Annotated in this window: 16 protein-coding genes; 4 read left to right on the plus strand and 12 right to left on the minus strand. The window is 63.3% G+C overall.

The features are described 5' to 3' along the window. Nucleotides 1-3: 3 nt before the first annotated feature. Genes rodA through PARACOCCUSGL_RS0107610 form a run of 5 tightly spaced genes read right to left on the minus strand, consistent with a single transcriptional unit; the run spans nt 4 to nt 5,616 of the window. Nucleotides 4-1,146, minus strand: a complete 1,143-nt coding sequence (rodA, locus tag PARACOCCUSGL_RS0107590; RefSeq protein WP_010394864.1) for a rod shape-determining protein RodA — start codon at nt 1,144-1,146, stop codon at nt 4-6. Between the two features lie 3 nt (nt 1,147-1,149). Next, on the minus strand, nt 1,150-3,093 hold the full coding sequence (gene mrdA / locus PARACOCCUSGL_RS0107595; RefSeq protein ID WP_010394866.1) for a penicillin-binding protein 2: 1,944 nt from the start codon (nt 3,091-3,093) through the stop codon (nt 1,150-1,152). Between the two features lie 3 nt (nt 3,094-3,096). Then, nucleotides 3,097-3,627, minus strand: a complete 531-nt coding sequence (locus tag PARACOCCUSGL_RS0107600; RefSeq protein ID WP_010394868.1) for a rod shape-determining protein MreD — start codon at nt 3,625-3,627, stop codon at nt 3,097-3,099. After that, entirely contained in the window at nt 3,620-4,567 is a 948-nt protein-coding gene (gene mreC, locus PARACOCCUSGL_RS0107605; RefSeq protein WP_010394870.1) for a rod shape-determining protein MreC, read from the minus strand. The genes PARACOCCUSGL_RS0107600 and mreC overlap by 8 nt, the downstream gene beginning before the upstream one ends. A gap of 14 nt (nt 4,568-4,581) precedes the next feature. Beyond that, the gene (locus PARACOCCUSGL_RS0107610) at nt 4,582-5,616 is read right to left on the minus strand and encodes a rod shape-determining protein (protein ID WP_010394872.1); all 1,035 of its coding nucleotides are present in this window, start codon (nt 5,614-5,616) and stop codon (nt 4,582-4,584) included. A gap of 261 nt (nt 5,617-5,877) precedes the next feature. On the opposite strand from PARACOCCUSGL_RS0107610, the gene PARACOCCUSGL_RS0107615 reads away from it, so the two are divergent. Beyond that, nucleotides 5,878-6,717: a glycosyltransferase gene (locus PARACOCCUSGL_RS0107615; protein WP_010394874.1), complete on the plus strand. Its 840-nt coding sequence runs from the start codon at nt 5,878-5,880 to the stop codon at nt 6,715-6,717. 34 nt (nt 6,718-6,751) lie between these two features. Here the strand turns inward: PARACOCCUSGL_RS0107615 and PARACOCCUSGL_RS0107620 are convergent, their stop codons facing one another. Both PARACOCCUSGL_RS0107620 and purD read right to left on the minus strand, forming a co-directional pair. Further along, nucleotides 6,752-8,314, minus strand: a complete 1,563-nt coding sequence (locus PARACOCCUSGL_RS0107620; protein ID WP_010394876.1) for a 2-isopropylmalate synthase — start codon at nt 8,312-8,314, stop codon at nt 6,752-6,754. A 322-nt stretch (nt 8,315-8,636) separates the two neighbouring features. Beyond that, the gene (gene purD, locus PARACOCCUSGL_RS0107625; protein ID WP_010394877.1) at nt 8,637-9,899 is read right to left on the minus strand and encodes a phosphoribosylamine--glycine ligase; all 1,263 of its coding nucleotides are present in this window, start codon (nt 9,897-9,899) and stop codon (nt 8,637-8,639) included. A gap of 102 nt (nt 9,900-10,001) precedes the next feature. Between purD and xseA the strand changes: the two genes are divergently transcribed. Beyond that, nucleotides 10,002-11,561, plus strand: a complete 1,560-nt coding sequence (gene xseA, locus PARACOCCUSGL_RS0107630; protein ID WP_010394879.1) for an exodeoxyribonuclease VII large subunit — start codon at nt 10,002-10,004, stop codon at nt 11,559-11,561. A gap of 71 nt (nt 11,562-11,632) precedes the next feature. On the opposite strand, the gene PARACOCCUSGL_RS0107635 is transcribed toward xseA, so the two are convergent. The 4 genes from PARACOCCUSGL_RS0107635 to PARACOCCUSGL_RS0107650 form a co-directional block, all read right to left on the minus strand. After that, entirely contained in the window at nt 11,633-12,865 is a 1,233-nt protein-coding gene (locus PARACOCCUSGL_RS0107635; protein ID WP_010394881.1) for an MFS transporter, read from the minus strand. Beyond that, nucleotides 12,862-13,500, minus strand: coding sequence for a bifunctional 4-hydroxy-2-oxoglutarate aldolase/2-dehydro-3-deoxy-phosphogluconate aldolase (gene eda / locus PARACOCCUSGL_RS0107640; RefSeq protein ID WP_010394884.1), 639 nt, complete (start codon nt 13,498-13,500; stop codon nt 12,862-12,864). Before eda ends, PARACOCCUSGL_RS0107635 begins: the two co-directional genes overlap by 4 nt. Before the next feature lie 94 nt (nt 13,501-13,594). Next, nucleotides 13,595-14,203, minus strand: coding sequence for a DUF1190 domain-containing protein (locus tag PARACOCCUSGL_RS0107645; protein WP_010394887.1), 609 nt, complete (start codon nt 14,201-14,203; stop codon nt 13,595-13,597). Nucleotides 14,204-14,206: 3 nt separating this feature from the next. After that, a complete protein-coding gene (locus PARACOCCUSGL_RS0107650) occupies nt 14,207-15,430 on the minus strand; it encodes a glutathionylspermidine synthase family protein (RefSeq protein WP_010394889.1) in 1,224 nt (407 codons plus the stop codon). A 188-nt stretch (nt 15,431-15,618) separates the two neighbouring features. Here PARACOCCUSGL_RS0107650 and PARACOCCUSGL_RS22000 point away from each other — a divergent pair, with 188 nt between their 5' ends. Further along, complete coding sequence (locus PARACOCCUSGL_RS22000; protein ID WP_010394891.1) at nt 15,619-15,765, plus strand: hypothetical protein; 147 nt, start codon at nt 15,619-15,621, stop codon at nt 15,763-15,765. Here the strand turns inward: PARACOCCUSGL_RS22000 and PARACOCCUSGL_RS0107660 are convergent. Continuing rightward, on the minus strand, nt 15,762-16,469 hold the full coding sequence (locus PARACOCCUSGL_RS0107660; protein ID WP_010394893.1) for a VIT family protein: 708 nt from the start codon (nt 16,467-16,469) through the stop codon (nt 15,762-15,764). The two genes, PARACOCCUSGL_RS22000 and PARACOCCUSGL_RS0107660, sit on opposite strands and share 4 nt — an antisense overlap. A 124-nt stretch (nt 16,470-16,593) precedes the next feature. Here PARACOCCUSGL_RS0107660 and PARACOCCUSGL_RS0107665 point away from each other — a divergent pair, with 124 nt between their 5' ends. Beyond that, nucleotides 16,594-18,039 (plus strand): aldehyde dehydrogenase family protein, encoded by a 1,446-nt coding sequence (locus tag PARACOCCUSGL_RS0107665; protein ID WP_010394895.1) that lies wholly within the window; start codon nt 16,594-16,596, stop codon nt 18,037-18,039. Nucleotides 18,040-18,041: the final 2 nt, after the last annotated feature.

The following is an 18,041-nucleotide window of genomic DNA, read 5'->3' on the forward strand; positions in this document are numbered from 1 at the left end:
TTCTCAGCTCCGGGGACGGTGGACATGGGCCGATTGCACGATCCCAAAGGCCATGAGCAGGATCATCAGCGAGGTGCCGCCATAGCTGACCAGCGGCAGCGGCGAGCCTTTGGCGGGCAGCATCCCCATCACCGTCGCCATGTTGATCGAGAAATACAAAAAGAACGTTCCGGCGATGCCGATGGTCAACAGGCTGGCAAAGCGGTCGCGGTTGGTCAGCGCCGAATACATGCAAAAGCCAAGGATCAGCACATATAGCATCAGCAGGCTGAAGGCACCGACAAAGCCGAACTCTTCGGCCAGTGAGGTAAAGATAAAGTCCGTGTGCTTTTCGGGCAGAAAGTTCAGCCGAGACTGAGTGCCCTGCATAAAGCCCCGCCCAGACCACCCGCCAGACCCCAGCGCGATCTGCGCCTGGGCGATGTTATAGCCCGCCCCAAGAGGGTCTGACCCGGGATCAAGAAAGGTGTCGATACGCTTGAACTGATATTCATGCAGCAACTGCCAGTCGGTGCCGCGGCTTTCCATCACGGCGGTGACACCCGCCACGACGATGGCGATGACTGCCCCGAAATACCACAGGCTGACGCCGGCCGCGAACATGACAATACCGCCGCCCGCGATCAGCATGATCGAGGTGCCAAGGTCGGGCTGCATCAACACCAGCCCGGTCGGCAGCAGGATCAGGATCACCGGGATCAGCACCCAAAGCGGGCGCGAGACCTTTTCAACTGGCAGCCAGTCGTAATAGGCGGCAAGCGTCAGCACAAAGGCAACCTTGGTCAGCTCAGAGGGCTGAATGCGGATGGGACCCAGCACCAGCCAGCGTTGTGCCCCCATACCGACATGCCCCATCAGCTCGACGAGGATCAGCAGCAGCACACAGATCACGTAAGAAACGACCGAGATCGAGCGCCAGAACCAGATCGGCACAAAGGACAGCGCGAACATCGCGACCATGCCGATGGCAAAACGCTCCATCTGTGGGCCGGCCCAGCGGTCGATATCGCCGCCCGAGACGGAATAGAGCATCAGAAAGCCGATACAGCTGACGGCGGTGATCAGAAAGACCAGCGGCCAGTTCAGATGCAGGATCTTGCGCCAGCCGGTCGGTACCTGAACAACGTGATAATTCAGATAGCCCATGGCTCAGGCCCTCGCACGGCCCTCGCCCTTGCGGGCCGAGGGGGTCAGGCTCATACGCGACCAGATCTCCTGGACCTTGGCGCGTTCGGCCTCGGGATAGGCGGTCAGGGGGGGCAGCCCCCCAGCAAGTGCGAACAGCAGAATGTCGCGGGCGATGGGGGCGGCCACAGCTGAACCGCCGCCGCCGTGTTCGACCACGACGGAAACGGCATAGCGCGGCATCTCGTAAGGGGCGAAGCAGACGAACAGGGCGTGGTCGCGTCGGCTCCACGGCAACTGGTCGTTCGAGATCACGCCCCGCGCGCGCTCGGCGGCGGTGATGTTACGTACCTGGCTGGTGCCGGTCTTGCCCGCCATCCGCCACTCCGCAGCAAGAATACGGGCGCGCCTTGCGGTACCGCGGCTGCTGTTCATCACCGCATCCATACCTGCGCGGGCCGTGCGCAGATGCAGCGGGTTGATGTCGAGTTCCGGCCAGTCCGGCACCGCCTCGGCCTGACCATCAATGGCGCGGACAAGGCGCGGCGCGACAGCCCGGCCTGTCGCAACCCGCGCCGTCATCACCGCAAGCTGCAGCGGAGAGGCCAGCACATAACCCTGACCGATCGAGGCGTTAAGCGAGTCGCCGATCTGCCATTCCTGATCATAGCGCGCCCGTTTCCATGCCCGGTCGGGGGCGATGCCCTCTGCGATGGCGGACATGGGCAGATCGTGACGGACCCCGATCCCAAGCTTGCGTGCCATCGCGGCGATACGGTCGATGCCTACGCGCTGTGCCAGTTCGTAATAGTAAACGTCGCAGGAATGTTCGAGGCTGTGAACGGCGTCGATCATACCATGGCCGCCCCGGCTCCAGCAGTGGAAACGTCGCCCGGCGACCTGAACATAGCCCGGGCAATAAAAGCGCGTACCGGGGGTGATCACCCCTGCCTCTAGTCCGGCGAGCATCGTCACCATCTTGAAGGTCGAGCCGGGCGGATAGACACCCTGCACGGTTTTGTCGGCCAGCGGGCGGTGGTCATGCTCCATCAATGCCCGGTAATCGGGGGCCGAGATGCCGCGCACGAATTTGTTCGGGTCAAAGGTCGGCGATGAACAGATCGCGACGATATCGCCGTTCGTGACATCCAGCACCACAGCGGCGGCACTTTCGCTGCCAAGCCTTTGGCTGGTAAAGTTCTGCAGTTCGGCGTCCAGGGTGGTCTGGACTGTCGCGCCCTGCTGTCCCTCTTGCCGGGACAGTTCGCGCATTTCGCGCCCGGCGCTGTTCACCTCGACCCGGCGGGCACCGGCCTTGCCGCGCAGAGCCTCTTCCATCTTGGCTTCAAGCCCGACCTTGCCAAGCTGAAACTCGGGCAGGCGCAGGACTGGATCAGGGTTTTCGATCTTTGAAAGGTCATAGTCCGAAACCGGGCCGACATAGCCCAGCACATGTGCGAAATCCCCGGCGCGCGGATAGCTGCGCGACAGGCCGGATTCGGGCGTGACCCCTGGCAGCGCAGGCGCGTTCAGCGCGATCGAGGAAAACTCGTCCCAGCTTAGCCGGTCAGCGACAAGGACCGGGGTCACGGCGCTGCGTTTGCGGATTTCTTCAAGGATATCGGCCGCCTGGCGGTCCGACATCGGAATGATGCGCCGCAGCCGGGCAATAACGGCCGAGATGTCGCCCGCCTCTTCACGTGTCAGGGTGACGCGATAGTTTTGCTCATTCCCGGCGATGATGGTGCCGTTGCGGTCAAGGATCAGTCCGCGCGCCGGCGGCAACAGGCGGATCTTGATCGAGTTGCCGTCCGAGAGCATGCGATATTCATCGGCATGTTCGATCTGCATCGAGCGCAGCTTAAGCCCCAGCGCCGAGACGATCCCTGCCTGGATTACCCCAAGCATCAACACCCTGCGGGTGATCAGACGGCTGCTTTCGACGACTTCGCGTTCTGATTTGCGCATGGCTCAGCGAAGCCTCTGATCGCGTTCGGCGCGGGTGCGCGACAGACCAAACGTATAGCCAACCAGCCCCGCGATAATGGGATAAGAACCGACCGTGGCGATATACTGCAAGATCACCTGCCCCAATGGGGGCAGGGGCAAGAAAAATACCGCCAGCAGGATACGATAGGATAACATCATCAGCGCCAGAAGCATGCTCACACGCAGCCATTCAATCATGAACGGCAGCTCTCGCCAACGCTGCTCGCGCTTTCGTGCGGCCTCGGTTGCGATCACGACCAGCGCCGCATTCAGACCAAGGGGGCGCATCAGCAGGATGTCCTCGATCAGAAAAAGGGCGGCGATGGTCAGGACCGGCACCTGTTCGGGACGACGCAGTACCCAGAAAACCGTCAGGCAAAGCGCAAGATCGGGGCCGGGCCAGCCAATACTGCCCGGTGACAGCGGTAAAAGCCGCCAGAACAGAATGGCAAGAAACAGCAGGATGAACAGCACCTGACCGAATATCCGCAGGCGGCGGGCGTGCTCAGTCATCTCCGGCCCCGGTTTCGGCCGCTGCGCCGGGTTCCGTGTCAGGCGGCATATCGGCGACCGAGGGCATCCGCGGCCCGATGAAATCAGCCGGAGGCGGGGGGATCAGCAACCCTGAATCGGCGATCTGCTCGGCCGGATGGCTGCGCAAGACGCGCAGGAATTCCAGCCGGCCATAGTCGGCAGCCAGACGCACCCGCAGCCGCCCGTCATTTGCCAGCGCCACCTGACCGACCGGCAGGCCTGGCGGGAACACTCCCCCGTCGCCCGAGCTGACCACCCGGTCGCCGGGGCGCAGGTTTTCGGGGCTTTCGATGAAATCAAGCGCGGGCAGGGTGGTATTGTCCCCGACCATCAACGCATGCTGACCCGAAGGCTGGATCGTCACCGGGATACGGCTTGATGGATCGGTCAGCAGAATGACCCGGCTGGTGGTCTGACCAACGCCCGAGATGCGCCCGACCAGCCCCAGCCCGTCCATGGTTGCCCAGCCATCGACGATCCCGTCGCGCTGACCGACATTCAGCAGCACCGATTGCCGAAAGGCCGTGCCGCTGTCGGTCAGAACCACCCCCGAAACCGAGGTCAGGGCAGGGTCAATGCGCACGTTGTTTTGGGCCAGCAGCTTGGCGTTTTCCTGTTCAAGCTGGACGGCCGCCTCTTTCCAGGCGGCCATTTTTTGCAGCTCGCGGCGCAATTCCTGGTTCTGCTCGTAAAGCCGGGCATAGGACTGGAAACCCGCGACCATGCGCGACAGCTTGGTCACCGGGGCCATGACCCAGTCAAAGCTGGGGACAAAGCGGTCGATAAAGGCCGCGCGCATCCGCTCGGCGCGCGGGCTGTCGATCTGCCAGAACAGAAACAGCCCCAGCAGCACAAGCACCAGCAGCGAAACCAGGATGCGACGGACCGGAGCCGCGTAATCTGGGCCCTTGCGCGCCATGGGCCTGATCCTGATCAGCTATCGTAATCGATGACGTGGCGCAGTTGCTTTTCGTATTCCAGCGCCTTGCCGGTTCCCAGAGCCACGCAGCTCATCGGCTGGTCTGCAAGGCTGATCATCAGCCCGGTCTGCTCGCGCAGCGCCAGATCCAGTTCGCCCAGCATGGCGCCGCCACCGGTCAGCATCACGCCCCGGTCGACGATATCGGCGGCCAGATCGGGCGGTGTCGCTTCGAGTGCGATCATCACCGCCTCGCAGATCTGCTGCACCGGCTCGGCCAGCGCCTCGGCGACCATGGCCTGGGTGATTTCCATTTCCTTTGGGATACCGTTGAGCAGGTCGCGGCCGCGCACCATGATCGTGGCACCGCGTCCGTCATCGGGCATGCGTGCGGTGCCGATCTGGGTCTTGACCCGTTCAGCGGTCGATTCACCGATCAGCAGGTTGTGATTGCGGCGCAGGTAGTTGATCAGCGCATCATCCATGCGGTCGCCGCCGATGCGGACCGAGCGGGCATAGACGACGTCGCCAAGGGACAGCACTGCAACCTCGGTTGTTCCGCCGCCGATATCCACGACCATGCTGCCAGTCGGCTCGGTGATCGGCATCCCTGCGCCGATGGCTGCCGCGATTGGCTCGGCAATCAGCCCGGCGCGCCGGGCGCCAGCAGAAAGGACCGACTGGCGGATAGCGCGCTTTTCAACCGGGGTGGCACCATGGGGCACACAGACGATGATCTTGGGCTTGGAAAAGGTCGTGCGCCGGAAGACCTTCTTGATGAAGTGCTTGATCATTTCTTCGGCGCTGTCGAAATCGGCGATGACACCTTCACGCATCGGGCGGATGGCCTCGATGCTGCCGGGCGTACGGCCGAGCATCAGCTTGGCATCCTCGCCCACTGCCAGGACCTGCTTTTTGCCGTCCTTGACGTGATAGGCGACGACCGAGGGTTCGTTCAGAATGATCCCCTTGCCCTTCACATAGACAAGGGTGTTTGCGGTCCCGAGGTCAATCGCGATATCGGTGGAAAACAAGCCGCCAAAGGCCATGTCAGCTTACCCCTTCTGCCGTCCCTGCCATGACGGCCGTTCTTGCCGTCCCATACAGACGGTCATTGCCCGATTGCCCCGCCGAGTCGCCCCGGCGAAGGTGTCGGAGATATAGGCCCTGACCCCGCGCGGGGGAACCCGAAAATTGCGTTGCATATGAGGCGTTGGGCGGCAATCCGCAATCCGCTCGGTGCGGCTTGACCCGACCGTGCAGGTTGTTAGGCTCCGCGCGGATACGACCGACAGAAAAGGGGCAGGATTTTGCGGGACGATATCGTGGGGATCTGCCGCTTTTCCTTTCTTGGCCGCTGTGACTGGGCCGAGACTGCCGGGAAAAAGGGAAAGGAACCCGGGCTGCTTGAGCGCCGTTTTTCCCGACTTTACGCCCCCGAAAGGCTTGAGCGGCGCTTTATCGCTTTCGAACGGCTCTGCCTGCCGTCGATCAAGGCTCAGACTGACACGGATTTCAGCTTTTGGATTCTGACCTCTCCCGAGCTGCCGCAGTATGCGTTGGACCGGCTGCGTGATCTTTGTGCCGGGGTGCCGCAGATCCGGCTGATCATCTCGGATGAGCGGGATACGCTCAATGCCCTGCGCGAGCCGCTGATTGCGGCAGCGGATGCGGCGGGACGCCCGGTTATCCAGTTTCGGGTCGATGACGACGATGCCTTCAGCCGCCACCATGTCGCGCGTATCCGGCATCATGCCCGCAGATTTGACGATGTCCCTGCCTTCGCCCTGAGCTATCCCAAGGGACTTGCCTATGGCAGCTACGAAGGCAATCCGGTCAGTTTCTGGCGCACCCACCAGTCATTCCTGGGGGCAGGGGCTGCGGTGCGGATGCGGGGGCCGGGACGGTGCATTTATGCCTTTAACCATTTCCAGCTGCCGCGGCATTTCCTTGCGCTGACCGATGTCGACGGGCTGGGATATGTGCAGACGCGCTGGGACGAAGGTGACTCGGTTGCGACCATTGTCGCCCATTTCCCGAAATGGTTTACCCCGCTTGACCCCGAAGAGTTCCAGCAAGCACTGGTCGATGATTTTCCGTTTCTGCAAGGTGTCGATCTGAGTTTTGTGGAACGCAAAGGGGCGGCCTGAAAGCCGCCCCTCTTTTCGTATTTCCAGCAACAGGTCAGTGCGAATACATGCTGACCTGTTTTGCGTCTCCGCCCTGACCGATCATGTCGCGGCGGGCTTTCAGGCGGTTCAGCGCACCGACATAGGCCTTGACGCTGGCAAGGATCGTGTCGGTGTCCGAGGCTTGCCCGGTGGCGATGCGCCCCTCTTCCTCCATCCGCACGGTCACGGTGGCCTGAGCGTCCGTGCCCTCGGTCACGGCATGGACCTGATAGAGTTGCAGATGCGCATTATGCGGCCAGATTGATTTGACGGCCTTGAAGCAAGCATCGACCGGCCCGTCGCCCGAGGAATGAACGGTCTTTTCTTCGCCACCGACCAGCATGACCAGATCGGCCGACTGCCCGTCCGAGCCGCAGACGACGCGCAGATGCTTGACCTGCAGGTAATCGTCCTCGGTATTCGTTGCTGCGTCCTGCACCAGCGCAACCAGGTCGTCGTCATAGACCTCTTTCTTGCGGTCGGCCAATGCCTTGAAGCGGACAAAGACGTCCTTCAGCTGGTTGTCACCCAACTCATAGCCCAGCTCGCGCAGCTTGGCGCGCAGGGCAGCGCGACCCGAGTGCTTGCCCATGGCGATATTGGCCTCATTCAGACCGATATCGGTGGGTTTCATGATCTCAAACGTTTCGACGTTTTTCAGCACGCCGTCCTGATGGATGCCGGATTCATGCAGGAAGGCGTTCTTGCCGACCACCGCCTTGTTCGGCTGGACGACAAAGCCCGAGGCCTGCGACACCCGCCGCGACAGCGCCATGATCTTGGTGGTGTCGATGCCGGTCGTGAAGGGCATGATGTCATGGCGCACCTTCAGCGCCATCACAACTTCTTCCAGGGCCGTGTTGCCGGCACGTTCGCCCAAACCGTTGATCGTGCATTCGATCTGACGCGCGCCTCCCTCGACCGCGGCCAGCGAGTTCGCCGTCGCCATGCCCAGGTCGTTGTGGCAGTGGGTCGAGAAGATCACCTCATCCGCGCCCGGCACCCGCTCGATCAGCATACGGATCAGCTTGGCCGATTCCTGCGGCGCGGTATAGCCAACGGTGTCGGGGATGTTGATGGTGCGGGCACCGCATCTGATCGCGATCTCGACCACCCGGCACAGATAGTCATGCTCGGTCCGGGTTGCGTCCATGGGCGACCATTGCACGTCGTCGCAAAGATTGCGGGCATGGGTCACCGTCTGCTGGATACGCTCGGCCATCTGGTCCATGTCCAGATTGGGTATGGCGCGATGCAGGGGAGAGGTACCGATAAAGGTATGAATGCGCGGCCGTCTGGCATGTTTCACCGCCTCCCAGCAGCGGTCGATGTCGGGGAACTGCGCGCGGGCCAGACCGCAGATCGCAGAGTTGCGCGAACGTTTGGCGATTTCGGATACGGCGGTGAAATCGCCCTCCGAGGCGATCGGGAAACCGGCCTCGATGATATCGACGCCCATCTCGTCCAGCATCTCGGCGATGTCCAGTTTTTCGGTATGGCTCATCGTCGCGCCGGGCGACTGTTCGCCATCGCGCAGGGTGGTGTCAAAGATCAATACGCGGTTCGGATCGGTCATTTCGGGAATCCTTCTTCATGCTCACAGGGTCCGGGCACGAACCTGACTGAGCGGCGGCCCGGAGACCCGCTCAGCGCAGCGTAAGAAGAAGGAGACCGCGGAGGTTCACGGCAAAGCGCGCGCCGTTTCGCGCGTCGGGGGCCGTGGCAATGATCTGCTTTGTCCGAGTCATGGCGCGGAATATAAGACCCGTCTCGCCGGGTTGAAAAGATCAAAATTGTCGTGGCGGCGCTTTTTACCGCCTTTTCCCTGTCCTCGGCGTGACGGCGGGGACACCCCGCCCGGACATGACCGGGCGGGGTGCAGGGTGGCCGATTGATCTTTACAGTGCGCGCCAACCGATATCGCGGCGATAAAACCCCTCGGGCCAGTCAATCGCGCGGGCCAGCTCATAGGCACGCTCATGCGCCTCGGCCAGTGTTGCGCCGCGTCCTGTCGCGGCCAGAACCCGGCCTCCACTCGCTACGATCTGGCCATCTTTCCGGGCAGTTCCGGCGTGGAATACCATGCGGAAACTGTCCTGTGGCAGGGTATCAAGGCCCCGGATCGCGCTGCCCTTTTCATAGGTGCCGGGATAGCCGTTCGCCGCCAGAACCACGGTCAGGGCATGATCGTCAGCCCAGTTCACGGTCATGTCAGAAAGGCGCCCTTCGGCGCAGGCAAGGATCAGGTCCAACGCCTGCGCGCCCAACCGCAACATCAGTACCTGACATTCCGGGTCGCCAAAGCGGACGTTATATTCGACCAGCCGCGCCCGCCCGTTCTGGATCATCAGCCCGGCGTAAAGCACCCCCTGGAACGGAGTGCCGCGCCGCGCCATCTCGGCCACGGTCGGGCGCACGATTTCGTCCATGACCTGTTCCTGAATGGCGGGGGTCAGGACAGGGGCGGGGGAATATGCCCCCATGCCGCCGGTATTCGGGCCGGTATCGCCCTCGCCAACACGTTTGTGGTCCTGAGCAGTGCCGATCGGCAGGCAGTCGGTGCCGTCGCAAAGGATAAAAAAGCTGGCTTCCTCGCCCTCCATGAACTCTTCGATCACCACCTCGGCCCCGGCCTCGCCAAAGGCACCGCCAAAGGCATCATCCACGGCGGCGATGGCCTCGGCTTCGGTCATGGCAACGGTCACGCCCTTACCAGCCGCCAGCCCGTCGGCCTTGATGACAATGGGCGCGCCCTTTTCATGGATATAGGCGCGGGCGGGCTCGGCGGCGTCGAACCGTGCCCATGCGGCGGTCGGTGCGCCGCAGGCGTCGCAAACCTCTTTAGTAAAGCTTTTTGATGCCTCAAGCATCGCGGCGGCCCGCGACGGGCCAAAGACCAGAATGCCCGCCCCGCGCAGATCATCAGCTACCCCGGCTGCCAACGGCGCCTCGGGGCCGACCACCACCAGATCGATGGCATTTTCCTCACAAAAACCGATCACAGCGGGACCAGAGAGAATGTCGAGCTCCGCCAGTCGAACCAGAGGCTCCATCCCGGCATTGCCCGGCGCTACGAACAGGCGGTCGCATTTTGGGTTCTGGCGGATCGCCCATGCCAGCGCATGTTCGCGCCCGCCGCTGCCGAGGATCAGGATATTCATGCGCAAAAGGCCCCCTTGCCATTGGTCCCGCGCCTTCTAGGAACTGGCCCGCGCCGGATCAATCCCCTTGATCCTGCGACCAGCCCGCGCCACAACCGGGACATGGAGCTTTTTGAAGACACCGCCCCCAGTAACGCCCATGAGTTCACCGTGTCCGAGATTTCGGGTGCGGTCAAACGTGTGCTCGAGGGCGAATTCGGCCGCGTCCGCGTTCGTGGAGAGATCGGCCGCGTCTCGCGCCCTTCCTCGGGTCATCTTTATTTCGATCTCAAGGATGATCGGTCGGTGCTTGCCGCCGTGAGCTGGAAAGGGCAGGTTGCACGCCTTTCGACCCGGCCCGAAGAAGGGCTTGAGGTTATCGCCACCGGCCGTCTCACCACTTTTCCCGGTCAGTCGAAATATCAGCTGATCGTTGAGGAAATCGAACCAGCCGGCCTTGGTGCGCTGATGATGATGCTGGAAAAGCGTCGCAAGGCACTGGCTGCCGAGGGGCTTTTCGACGACGCGCGCAAACGTCCGCTGCCTGCACTGCCAGGGGTAATTGGCGTCGTGACCTCGCCATCCGGGGCGGTGATCCGCGACATCCTGCATCGGCTGCGCGACCGTTTCCCAACCCGGGTGCTGATCTGGCCGGTCGCAGTACAGGGAGAGGCCTGCGCGCCGCAAGTTTCGGCAGCGATCCACGGCTTTAACGCGCTGCCTAAGGACGGGCCTGTCCCGCGCCCCGATCTTATTATCGTTGCGCGCGGTGGCGGCAGCCTTGAGGACCTTTGGGGCTTTAACGAAGAGGTTGTGGTCCGGGCCGCGGCAGACAGTCAGATCCCGCTGATTTCGGCTGTCGGGCATGAAACCGATACGACCCTGATCGACTTTGCCGCCGACCGCCGGGCGCCCACCCCGACCGCTGCCGCCGAAATGGCGGTGCCGGTTCGGGCCGAACTCGCCGCGCGGCTGACCGAGTTGCAGGTGCGGATGATGCGCGCCGCCCAGGCCCGTAGCCAAAGCCTGCGTCAGCGGCTTTCCGATCTTGGCCGCGCGCTTGGCCGGCCACAGGCCCTGACTGATCCGGCGCGCCAACGCTTCGACCTTTTTGCCGAACGGCTAGAGCCGGGCCTGCGCGGTTTCGTACGCTCCCGCCGCGACCAGTTGAACGCCCTGCCGCTGTCCCTGTCGATGTTGCGGACGATGATGCGCAATCGCCGCGAGGCACTGCAAACTCAGTCTGCACGCCTGCCGCAGGGCCTGCAGCGCCTGCGCCAGCACAGATCCGAACGCCTGATCGACCTTGCGCAGCGACTCGAACGCGGCCGCGCGCGCGGTCTTGCTGACAGCACCCGCCAACTGGCCCGTGACCGTGCTGCGCTCGACCAGCTCACCACTCGCCTTACCGCAGTCCGTGTCCGCGCTATTTCGCAACGCCGTGACGCGCTGGACCGGCTGGACAGGCTGCGCCAGACGCTTGGCTATCAGGAGACTCTGCGGCGCGGCTTTGCAGTGATACGGGGCCCGAACGGCCTCATCACCACCGCGACCGAGGCTACGCAGACCGCGCGCTTTGAGGTCCAGTTTCAGGATGGTCGCATGACGGCCCGACCTGACACGCCGCCCTCCAAAACCAGCCGCAGGCCGCCCGCGCCAAAGGATCAAAAGACCCTTTTCTAGGCGCGCGCCCGGCTTCTTTCGTGCCCAAATATCCCGGGGGAGCGCCGCAGGCGCGGGGGCAGAGCCCCCTTTTACCGCGCCAGATCTCGCGGCCTCAGCATCAGCCACAAAAGTGCGCCACCGGCCAGTACCAGAAACGGCAGCATGGCAAGGTTTACCGCGCTCCATCCGGCTTGGGCCGAGCCGCCCATGCAGTTCATCAACCCGCCCGAAGACAAAGAGGCCAGGAACACGCCAAAGAACACTACGGCGTCGTTCAGCCCCTGCACCCGCTCACGTTCTTCGGGCCGATGGGCGCGGGTCAGCATGGCGGTTGCGCCAATATAGCCAAAGTTCCAGCCAAGCCCCAAAAGGATCATCGCCAGATAGAAATGTGGCAACTCGACCCCCGACAGGGCCACTGCGCCAGCTCCGGCCAGAATCGCAAGGCCGACCATGACGATACGGGTGGCGCCGAAACGCGCGATCAGATTGCCGGTGAAAAATGACGGCGCGAACATCGCAAGCACATGGCCTGAAACGATATTCGCCGCATCGGTGGTGGCAAAGCCACAGCCGACCACAGCCAAGGGGGCCGAAGTCATCACCAGATTCATCAGCGCATAAGAGACCATGCCGCAGATCATCGCCACGGCGATCTGAGGCACGCGGATCAGCTCGGCGACCGAGCGGCCTTCGGCATGTTTTCCGACAGCTCGCGGAGTGGTTGGAATATCAAGAAAAGCGAACAGCACCGGCCCCAGCAGGTTCAGCCCGATGATTGCTCCGTAAGTGGCAAGAAAGGGAATGGCCGTCAGATCGGCGGTCATCCGTACCAGCGCCGGACCGGTGAAGGCTGCGGCAAGCCCGCCGGCCAGCACCCATGAGATGGCTTTGGACTGAAACTCGGGCGGGGCGCAATCTGTGGCGGCAAAACGGAAAAAACCCTGTGCCGCCATATAAACCCCGGTCAGCAGCGCGCTGGCGGTGAAAAGCCAGAAATACCCGGTAGCCAGCGCATAGGCTGCAATCGCTGCACCCAAGGCCGCCGCGCCGCAGGCCAGCAGGAACCCGGCCCGTCGCCCGTGCCGCCGCATGAAACCCGACAAGGGCCGTGCCGACAGGGCCGACCCCAGGACCATCATCGACAGGGGCAGGGTGGCGATACAGGGGTTGGGGCTCAGCATCTGGCCCGCCAGCCCCCCGACGATGAAAATCATCGACATCTGTGCGCCAAGCAGCGCCTGCGCAAGCAGCAAAACCGCTACATTGCGCCAGGCTCGGCGCATCACATCGGGATGGGCAAGGTCGGGCGTAGCGGTCATTTCAACGCGGCTGCGTCTTGGGCACGCGTTTCGATTGCACCCCAGTTGCCTGCCGCGACATCGGCGTCGGGCGCAATCCAGCTGCCACCAACGCAAACAACATTCGGCAGACCCAGATAGTCCGGCGCATTCTGCATCGTGACCCCGCCGGTCGGGCAGAAGCTGACCTGCGGCAGAGGACCAGCCAAGGATTTCAGCGATTTGGCCCCGCCAGCAGCTTCGGCGGGAAAGAATTTCAGCATCGAATAGCCAAGCTCCATCGCCCGCATCATCTCAGAGGCGGTGACGGCGCCCGGCAAAAGCGGCAGGCCGATGTCCTCGCAGGCCCGTGCAAGCGTTTCGGTCAGGCCGGGCGAAACGGCAAAGCTTGCGCCTGCATCCTTGGCACGTTTGGCGTCATCAGGGGTCAGGACGGTCCCTGCGCCGACATGGCCCCCCGGAACCTTGGCCATGGCACGGATCACGTCCAGTGCGGCCGGGGTGCGCAGCGTCACCTCAAGTACCGGCAGCCCACCCGTGACCAGCGCGGTTGCCAACCCTTCGGCGCGCGAGGCATCGCCCACCACCAGAACCGGGATCACCGGAGCGAGTTCACAAAGCGCGCGGGTTTTCCGGGACTGTTCTGCGGGGGTCATGACGGGCCTCGTTCTTGCGGAAATCTGCGCGCAGGTTGCGCTTTTCCGCGTCGGATCGCAAGGGTGTATGTTAGCGTTAACTTATCTGTTCTGATCAGCCGCCAAAACTGCTGCGCGAACCCGAGCGGGCAGTTGCCGAGGCGCCAAAGCCGCCCCGCTGGCTGACCTGTGCTGCGGTCATCGGCGGTTTACCGATGGTCGAGGGCGCGCGTTGAAAGGTCGAAGAGGGGACCTTGCCTGCACCACGGTTGCTGGCGAAACTCTGGTCGCCCTTGGGTGTCGAAAAGCGCCCGTCGGCGGTCTTGACCATGGGCTGGGAAAAGATCCCGCCACCGCGCGACATCATCGAACCCATCATGTAACCGACCAGCAGCGGCATGAACGAGAAGCCACCGCCCGAGCTTTGCGCCACAGGATCATTGCCGCAATTTCCGGCGCCGTGCTGCTGTTCGCACAGCTCTTTGGACTCGTAGCGTGGCGCGGTTTCCAGAAACTCTTGTTCGGCTGCCGCAAAGTTCTTGCGGCAGTCCTCTTCGGTGAACCACAGGGTTTCCTGTTTGCTGGCGGCGATGCAGCTTTCCAGATCGGGAAAGCTTTGCGCGTCCATACGGTCATCCTCGCAGGCGGCAAGGGCAAGGGTCGCGGTCCCGGCGAGAACCAGCGCGACGTGGCGCGAGCGTTTGCGGGTAAGGCGTTCGGTCATGGGTCAGCCCTCGATAAAATGCGGCTTGAAGCGGGAAAGGTTGTGGGTGATGAGCGAGCGATCTTCGCGCAGGCCAAGGCCGCAGCAGCTTTCGCCAACGATCCATGCACCCAGTACAGGATGAAAACCGCCGAAATCGGGCAGGCGGGCCAGCCCCTGAACGATCATCGGATGATGCGAATAACTGTCATCCGGGGTGCGGGCAAGCTCTGACCCGTTTTCATGCAGCACCACCCCGGCACCCTCGCGCGAAAAGATCGGCTTGGTGACATAGCCCTGCGACAGCAGGTCACGGGCCGCGCCAAAGGCATCGGCGACCTCGGGTGCAGGCGTACCACCAGACAGCGCCTCCTGCACATCGGCCAGAAAGAACGCGGGCAGCAGGTTCGGATGTCCGGGGAACATCTGCCACAGCAGCGGCAAGAGGCCCTTGTTTGACAGGATCGCCTTCCACGGCGGCTCGATGAAACGTGTGCCCGAGCTTTGCAGATGCGTGGCAAATTCATCGCGCAGCATGTCCTCCCACGGATAAAGCTTGAAAAGCGTGCCGATGACGCGCGACTGGTCGTCGGCAAACTGCCCTTCGTCCGTCACGCCGATCTGTGCCAGCGGCGTGAAATGGGCGCCAAGCCCCGCCTCGCGCGCAGCCCAGGCAAGCGTCTCGACTGTGGCATAGTCCTCGGGGTTGTCGGGATCGGCTGCGAAATGGACATCCTCGCCATCGGCGCAGATCTGGGTCCAGCGCGCAACGATGGCCTCATGGATGCTGTTGAACTGGTCGGCATCAGGATCCAGCACGCCCGCCGCCTGCTGCTGTTCGAACCATAGCCACTGAAAGCTTGCGGATTCGTAAAGCGAGGTCGGCGTGTCGGCGTTATATTCCAGCAGTTTTGCGGGACCTTTTCCATCATAGGCCAGATCCATACGGCCATAAAGCTCGGGCTCGCTGCGTGCCCAGCTTGCTGCGATCAGGTCCCAGTGCTGGCGCGGAATATCAAGACGGGTCAGCCAGAATTCGTCCTGCACGGCGCGGTCCACCGCCTCGCGGCACAGTGCGTGCAGTTCGGTCGCCGGGGCCTCGATATCCTCTTCGATCTCGCGCAGGGTAAAGCGATAGGCGCTCGTCTCGTCCCAGTAAGGCTCTCCGCCCATATCGGCAAAGGTAAAGCCCAGCTTTTCGGCTTCGTCACGCCAGCCGGGTCGCTCGGGAAGGGTGCGTTTTTCCATGATCTCTCCTTGGCCTGACCCGAGATAGGGCGGCAGCGGGGGTGGGTGCAACCCTGATGACCTGATTACAGGCAGCGGCCGATGATCTTTCCAGTCACGCGCAACCCCTTTGAAAGCCGGAAAGTCTGCGAGAACTGCAGGACCTGCACGAAGGATCCGGAGAACCCGCTGTGGGCCAGGAAGGCCGTATGGTCGCAGCAACGGCGGTCATGCCGGACAAGGACATGACCTTCATCCGGGATCAGGCCCCGAGAATGCTGGTGACAGTTTATGCGGCCAGCGATTATGCATGGGCGCTGATCGCTGCAAGCACGGGTCATGAGCGCGAAGGCTAGACCGCGACGCCGAATATCTTGCCGATCACGGCGGTGATCCCCAGCGCAAAAAGCCCGCCCAGCGTGACGCGCAGCACCGCCCGACCGGGAGGAGCGCCCCCCGCCCAGGCGCCAAGTGCACCAAGCGCCGCCAGTGCCAGTACGACGGCGACCAGAACGCTGATGATAACCGCGCCGCCGGGGGCCAGAATCGCTGCGATCAGCGGCACCGCCGCCGCGGCGCTGAACGTCACGGCCGAGGCCAGCGCCGCCTGCAACGGGTTGGCGTTCGAGGCCTCGCTAAGCCCCAGCTCATCGCGCACATGGGCACCTAGCGCGTCATGCGCGCTCACCTCGCGCGCGGCCTGCAAGGCGGTGCCCGGGGCCATACCGCGCGCCTCGTAGATCGCGGCCAGCTCGTGCAGTTCTTCTTCGGGCATTTCGCGCAGGGCGGTGGCTTCGCGGGCGATATCGGCGCGCTCGGTATCCGATTGCGAGCTGACCGAGACATATTCGCCCATCGCCATCGACATTGCGCCCGCAACCAGCCCGGCAAGGCCTGCGATCAGAATCGCCTCGCGCCCCGGATCGGCCGCAGCGACGCCGGTAATCAGCGCCCCGACCGAGACGATGCCATCGTTTGCCCCCAGAACCGAGGCACGCAGCCAGCCTAACCGGCTGACGTAATGGGGATCGTCGGGATGGGCGCTGAGATGTCTGGTCATGGCAAACCTCGGGGCTGTTCTTTGCGCCCAGATTAACCTGCCGATTCTCATTTGCCAGTCTTGCGTCCTGCCTTGGGGGCGGTCACGCTGACAGCGGACGAATCCCGCCGACAGGAGGTGAAATATGCCGCATGGCCGGGTCCTGCCGCCCGCAAGAAACCTGATCGGAGGTGAGTGGTTGCCCGCCACCTCGGGCGCTGTAATGCCGATGATTTCGCCGATTGATGGTCAGCCCTTTGCGATGATTGCCGAATCCGGTCCCGAGGATGTCGATGCGGCTGTCCGTGCTGCCCGGACGGCCCTTGAGGGCGACTGGGGTCGATTGACCGCCGCCGAGCGGGGACGGCTGATGCTGCGCCTGGCCCTGCGCATCCAGGACGAGGCCGAGGCGCTTGCCCAGCTTGAGACCCGCGACAACGGCAAGCCTGTTGCTCAGTCCCGTGCCGATATGGCCGCACTTGCGCGTTATTTCGAATATTACGGCGGCGCAGCGGACAAGCTGCATGGAGAGGTCATCCCGTTCCTGAACGGCTACGACGCCATGTCCATGCGCGAACCGCATGGCGTGACCGCCCATATCATTCCCTGGAACTATCCGGTGCAGATCTTTGGCCGCTCGGTCGGTGCGGCGCTGGCCATGGGCAATGCGACAGTGACAAAACCTGCCGAGGACGCCTGTCTGACGATCCTGCGCATCGGCGAACTTGCAGCTGAGAGCGGCTTTCCGCCCGGCGCGATCAATATCGTCACCGGGCGCGGCGTGGTGGCGGGGCAGGCGCTTTCGGAACATCCGGGCGTCGATTTCATCAGCTTCACCGGCTCGCCCGAGGTTGGACAGGCGATCCATATCGCCGCCGCCCGCAACCACATTCCCTGCACGCTGGAACTTGGCGGAAAGTCACCGCAGATTGTCTTTGACGATGCCGATCTTGTGGCAGCGGCGCCGGTCATCGTCAATGCGATTGTCCAGAACGGCGGCCAGACCTGCTCCGCCGGGTCGCGGGTGCTGATCCAGCGCGGGATATGGGAACGGCTGACCACCATGCTTGCCGAACGCTTCGCGACGGTCGAGGCCAGCCCGGCCGAGGGGGCGCTGCTTGGCCCCCTGATCTCGGCCCGGCAAAAGGCGCGGGTCGAGCGTTATATTGACGAGGCCGACGCACCTTTAATCGCAAGGGGGCGGATCGCACAGGACGCGCCGGCGGCGGGGTTCTATGTTGCTCCGGCGCTGTTCGGCCCGGTCGATCCGACCAGCCCGATCGCGCAGGAAGAGATATTTGGCCCGGTTCTGGCCGCCATCCCCTTTGACAGCGAGGCAGAGGCCATCGCCATCGCCAATGGCACCGAATACGGGCTTGTCGCCGGTATCTGGACAAAAGACGGCGACCGGCAGGCCCGCATGGCCCGGGCAATGCGCTGCGGGCAGGTGTTCATCAACAGCTACGGGGCCGGGGGCGGGATCGAACTGCCCTTTGGCGGCGTGCGCAAATCCGGTCACGGGCGTGAAAAGGGCTTTGCTGCCCTGTACGAATTCTCGCGCCTGAAAACCGTGGTTCATCGTTTTACATAGTG

It is taken from the genome of Paracoccus sp. TRP (assembly GCF_000185925.1).
GTDB classification, from domain to species: Bacteria; Pseudomonadota; Alphaproteobacteria; order Rhodobacterales; family Rhodobacteraceae; genus Paracoccus; species Paracoccus kondratievae.

Excerpts from the sequence above, each read along its gene's own strand:
- PARACOCCUSGL_RS0107645 (WP_010394887.1), bottom strand. The coding sequence starts at position 14,203 with ATGACCGAACGCCTTACCCGCAAACGCTCGCGCCACGTCGCGCTGGTT.
- PARACOCCUSGL_RS0107650 (WP_010394889.1), bottom strand. The coding sequence starts at position 15,430 with ATGGAAAAACGCACCCTTCCCGAGCGACCCGGCTGGCGTGACGAAGCC.
- purD (WP_010394877.1), bottom strand. The coding sequence starts at position 9,899 with ATGAATATCCTGATCCTCGGCAGCGGCGGGCGCGAACATGCGCTGGCA.
- PARACOCCUSGL_RS0107665 (WP_010394895.1), top strand. The coding sequence starts at position 16,594 with ATGCCGCATGGCCGGGTCCTGCCGCCCGCAAGAAACCTGATCGGAGGT.
- PARACOCCUSGL_RS0107600 (WP_010394868.1), bottom strand. The coding sequence starts at position 3,627 with ATGACTGAGCACGCCCGCCGCCTGCGGATATTCGGTCAGGTGCTGTTC.
- rodA (WP_010394864.1), bottom strand. The coding sequence starts at position 1,146 with ATGGGCTATCTGAATTATCACGTTGTTCAGGTACCGACCGGCTGGCGC.
- mrdA (WP_010394866.1), bottom strand. The coding sequence starts at position 3,093 with ATGCGCAAATCAGAACGCGAAGTCGTCGAAAGCAGCCGTCTGATCACC.
- PARACOCCUSGL_RS22000 (WP_010394891.1), top strand. The coding sequence starts at position 15,619 with ATGGTCGCAGCAACGGCGGTCATGCCGGACAAGGACATGACCTTCATC.
- xseA (WP_010394879.1), top strand. The coding sequence starts at position 10,002 with ATGGAGCTTTTTGAAGACACCGCCCCCAGTAACGCCCATGAGTTCACC.
- PARACOCCUSGL_RS0107635 (WP_010394881.1), bottom strand. The coding sequence starts at position 12,865 with ATGACCGCTACGCCCGACCTTGCCCATCCCGATGTGATGCGCCGAGCC.
- PARACOCCUSGL_RS0107620 (WP_010394876.1), bottom strand. The coding sequence starts at position 8,314 with ATGACCGATCCGAACCGCGTATTGATCTTTGACACCACCCTGCGCGAT.
- PARACOCCUSGL_RS0107660 (WP_010394893.1), bottom strand. The coding sequence starts at position 16,469 with ATGACCAGACATCTCAGCGCCCATCCCGACGATCCCCATTACGTCAGC.
- eda (WP_010394884.1), bottom strand. The coding sequence starts at position 13,500 with ATGACCCCCGCAGAACAGTCCCGGAAAACCCGCGCGCTTTGTGAACTC.
- PARACOCCUSGL_RS0107610 (WP_010394872.1), bottom strand. The coding sequence starts at position 5,616 with ATGGCCTTTGGCGGCTTGTTTTCCACCGATATCGCGATTGACCTCGGG.
- mreC (WP_010394870.1), bottom strand. The coding sequence starts at position 4,567 with ATGGCGCGCAAGGGCCCAGATTACGCGGCTCCGGTCCGTCGCATCCTG.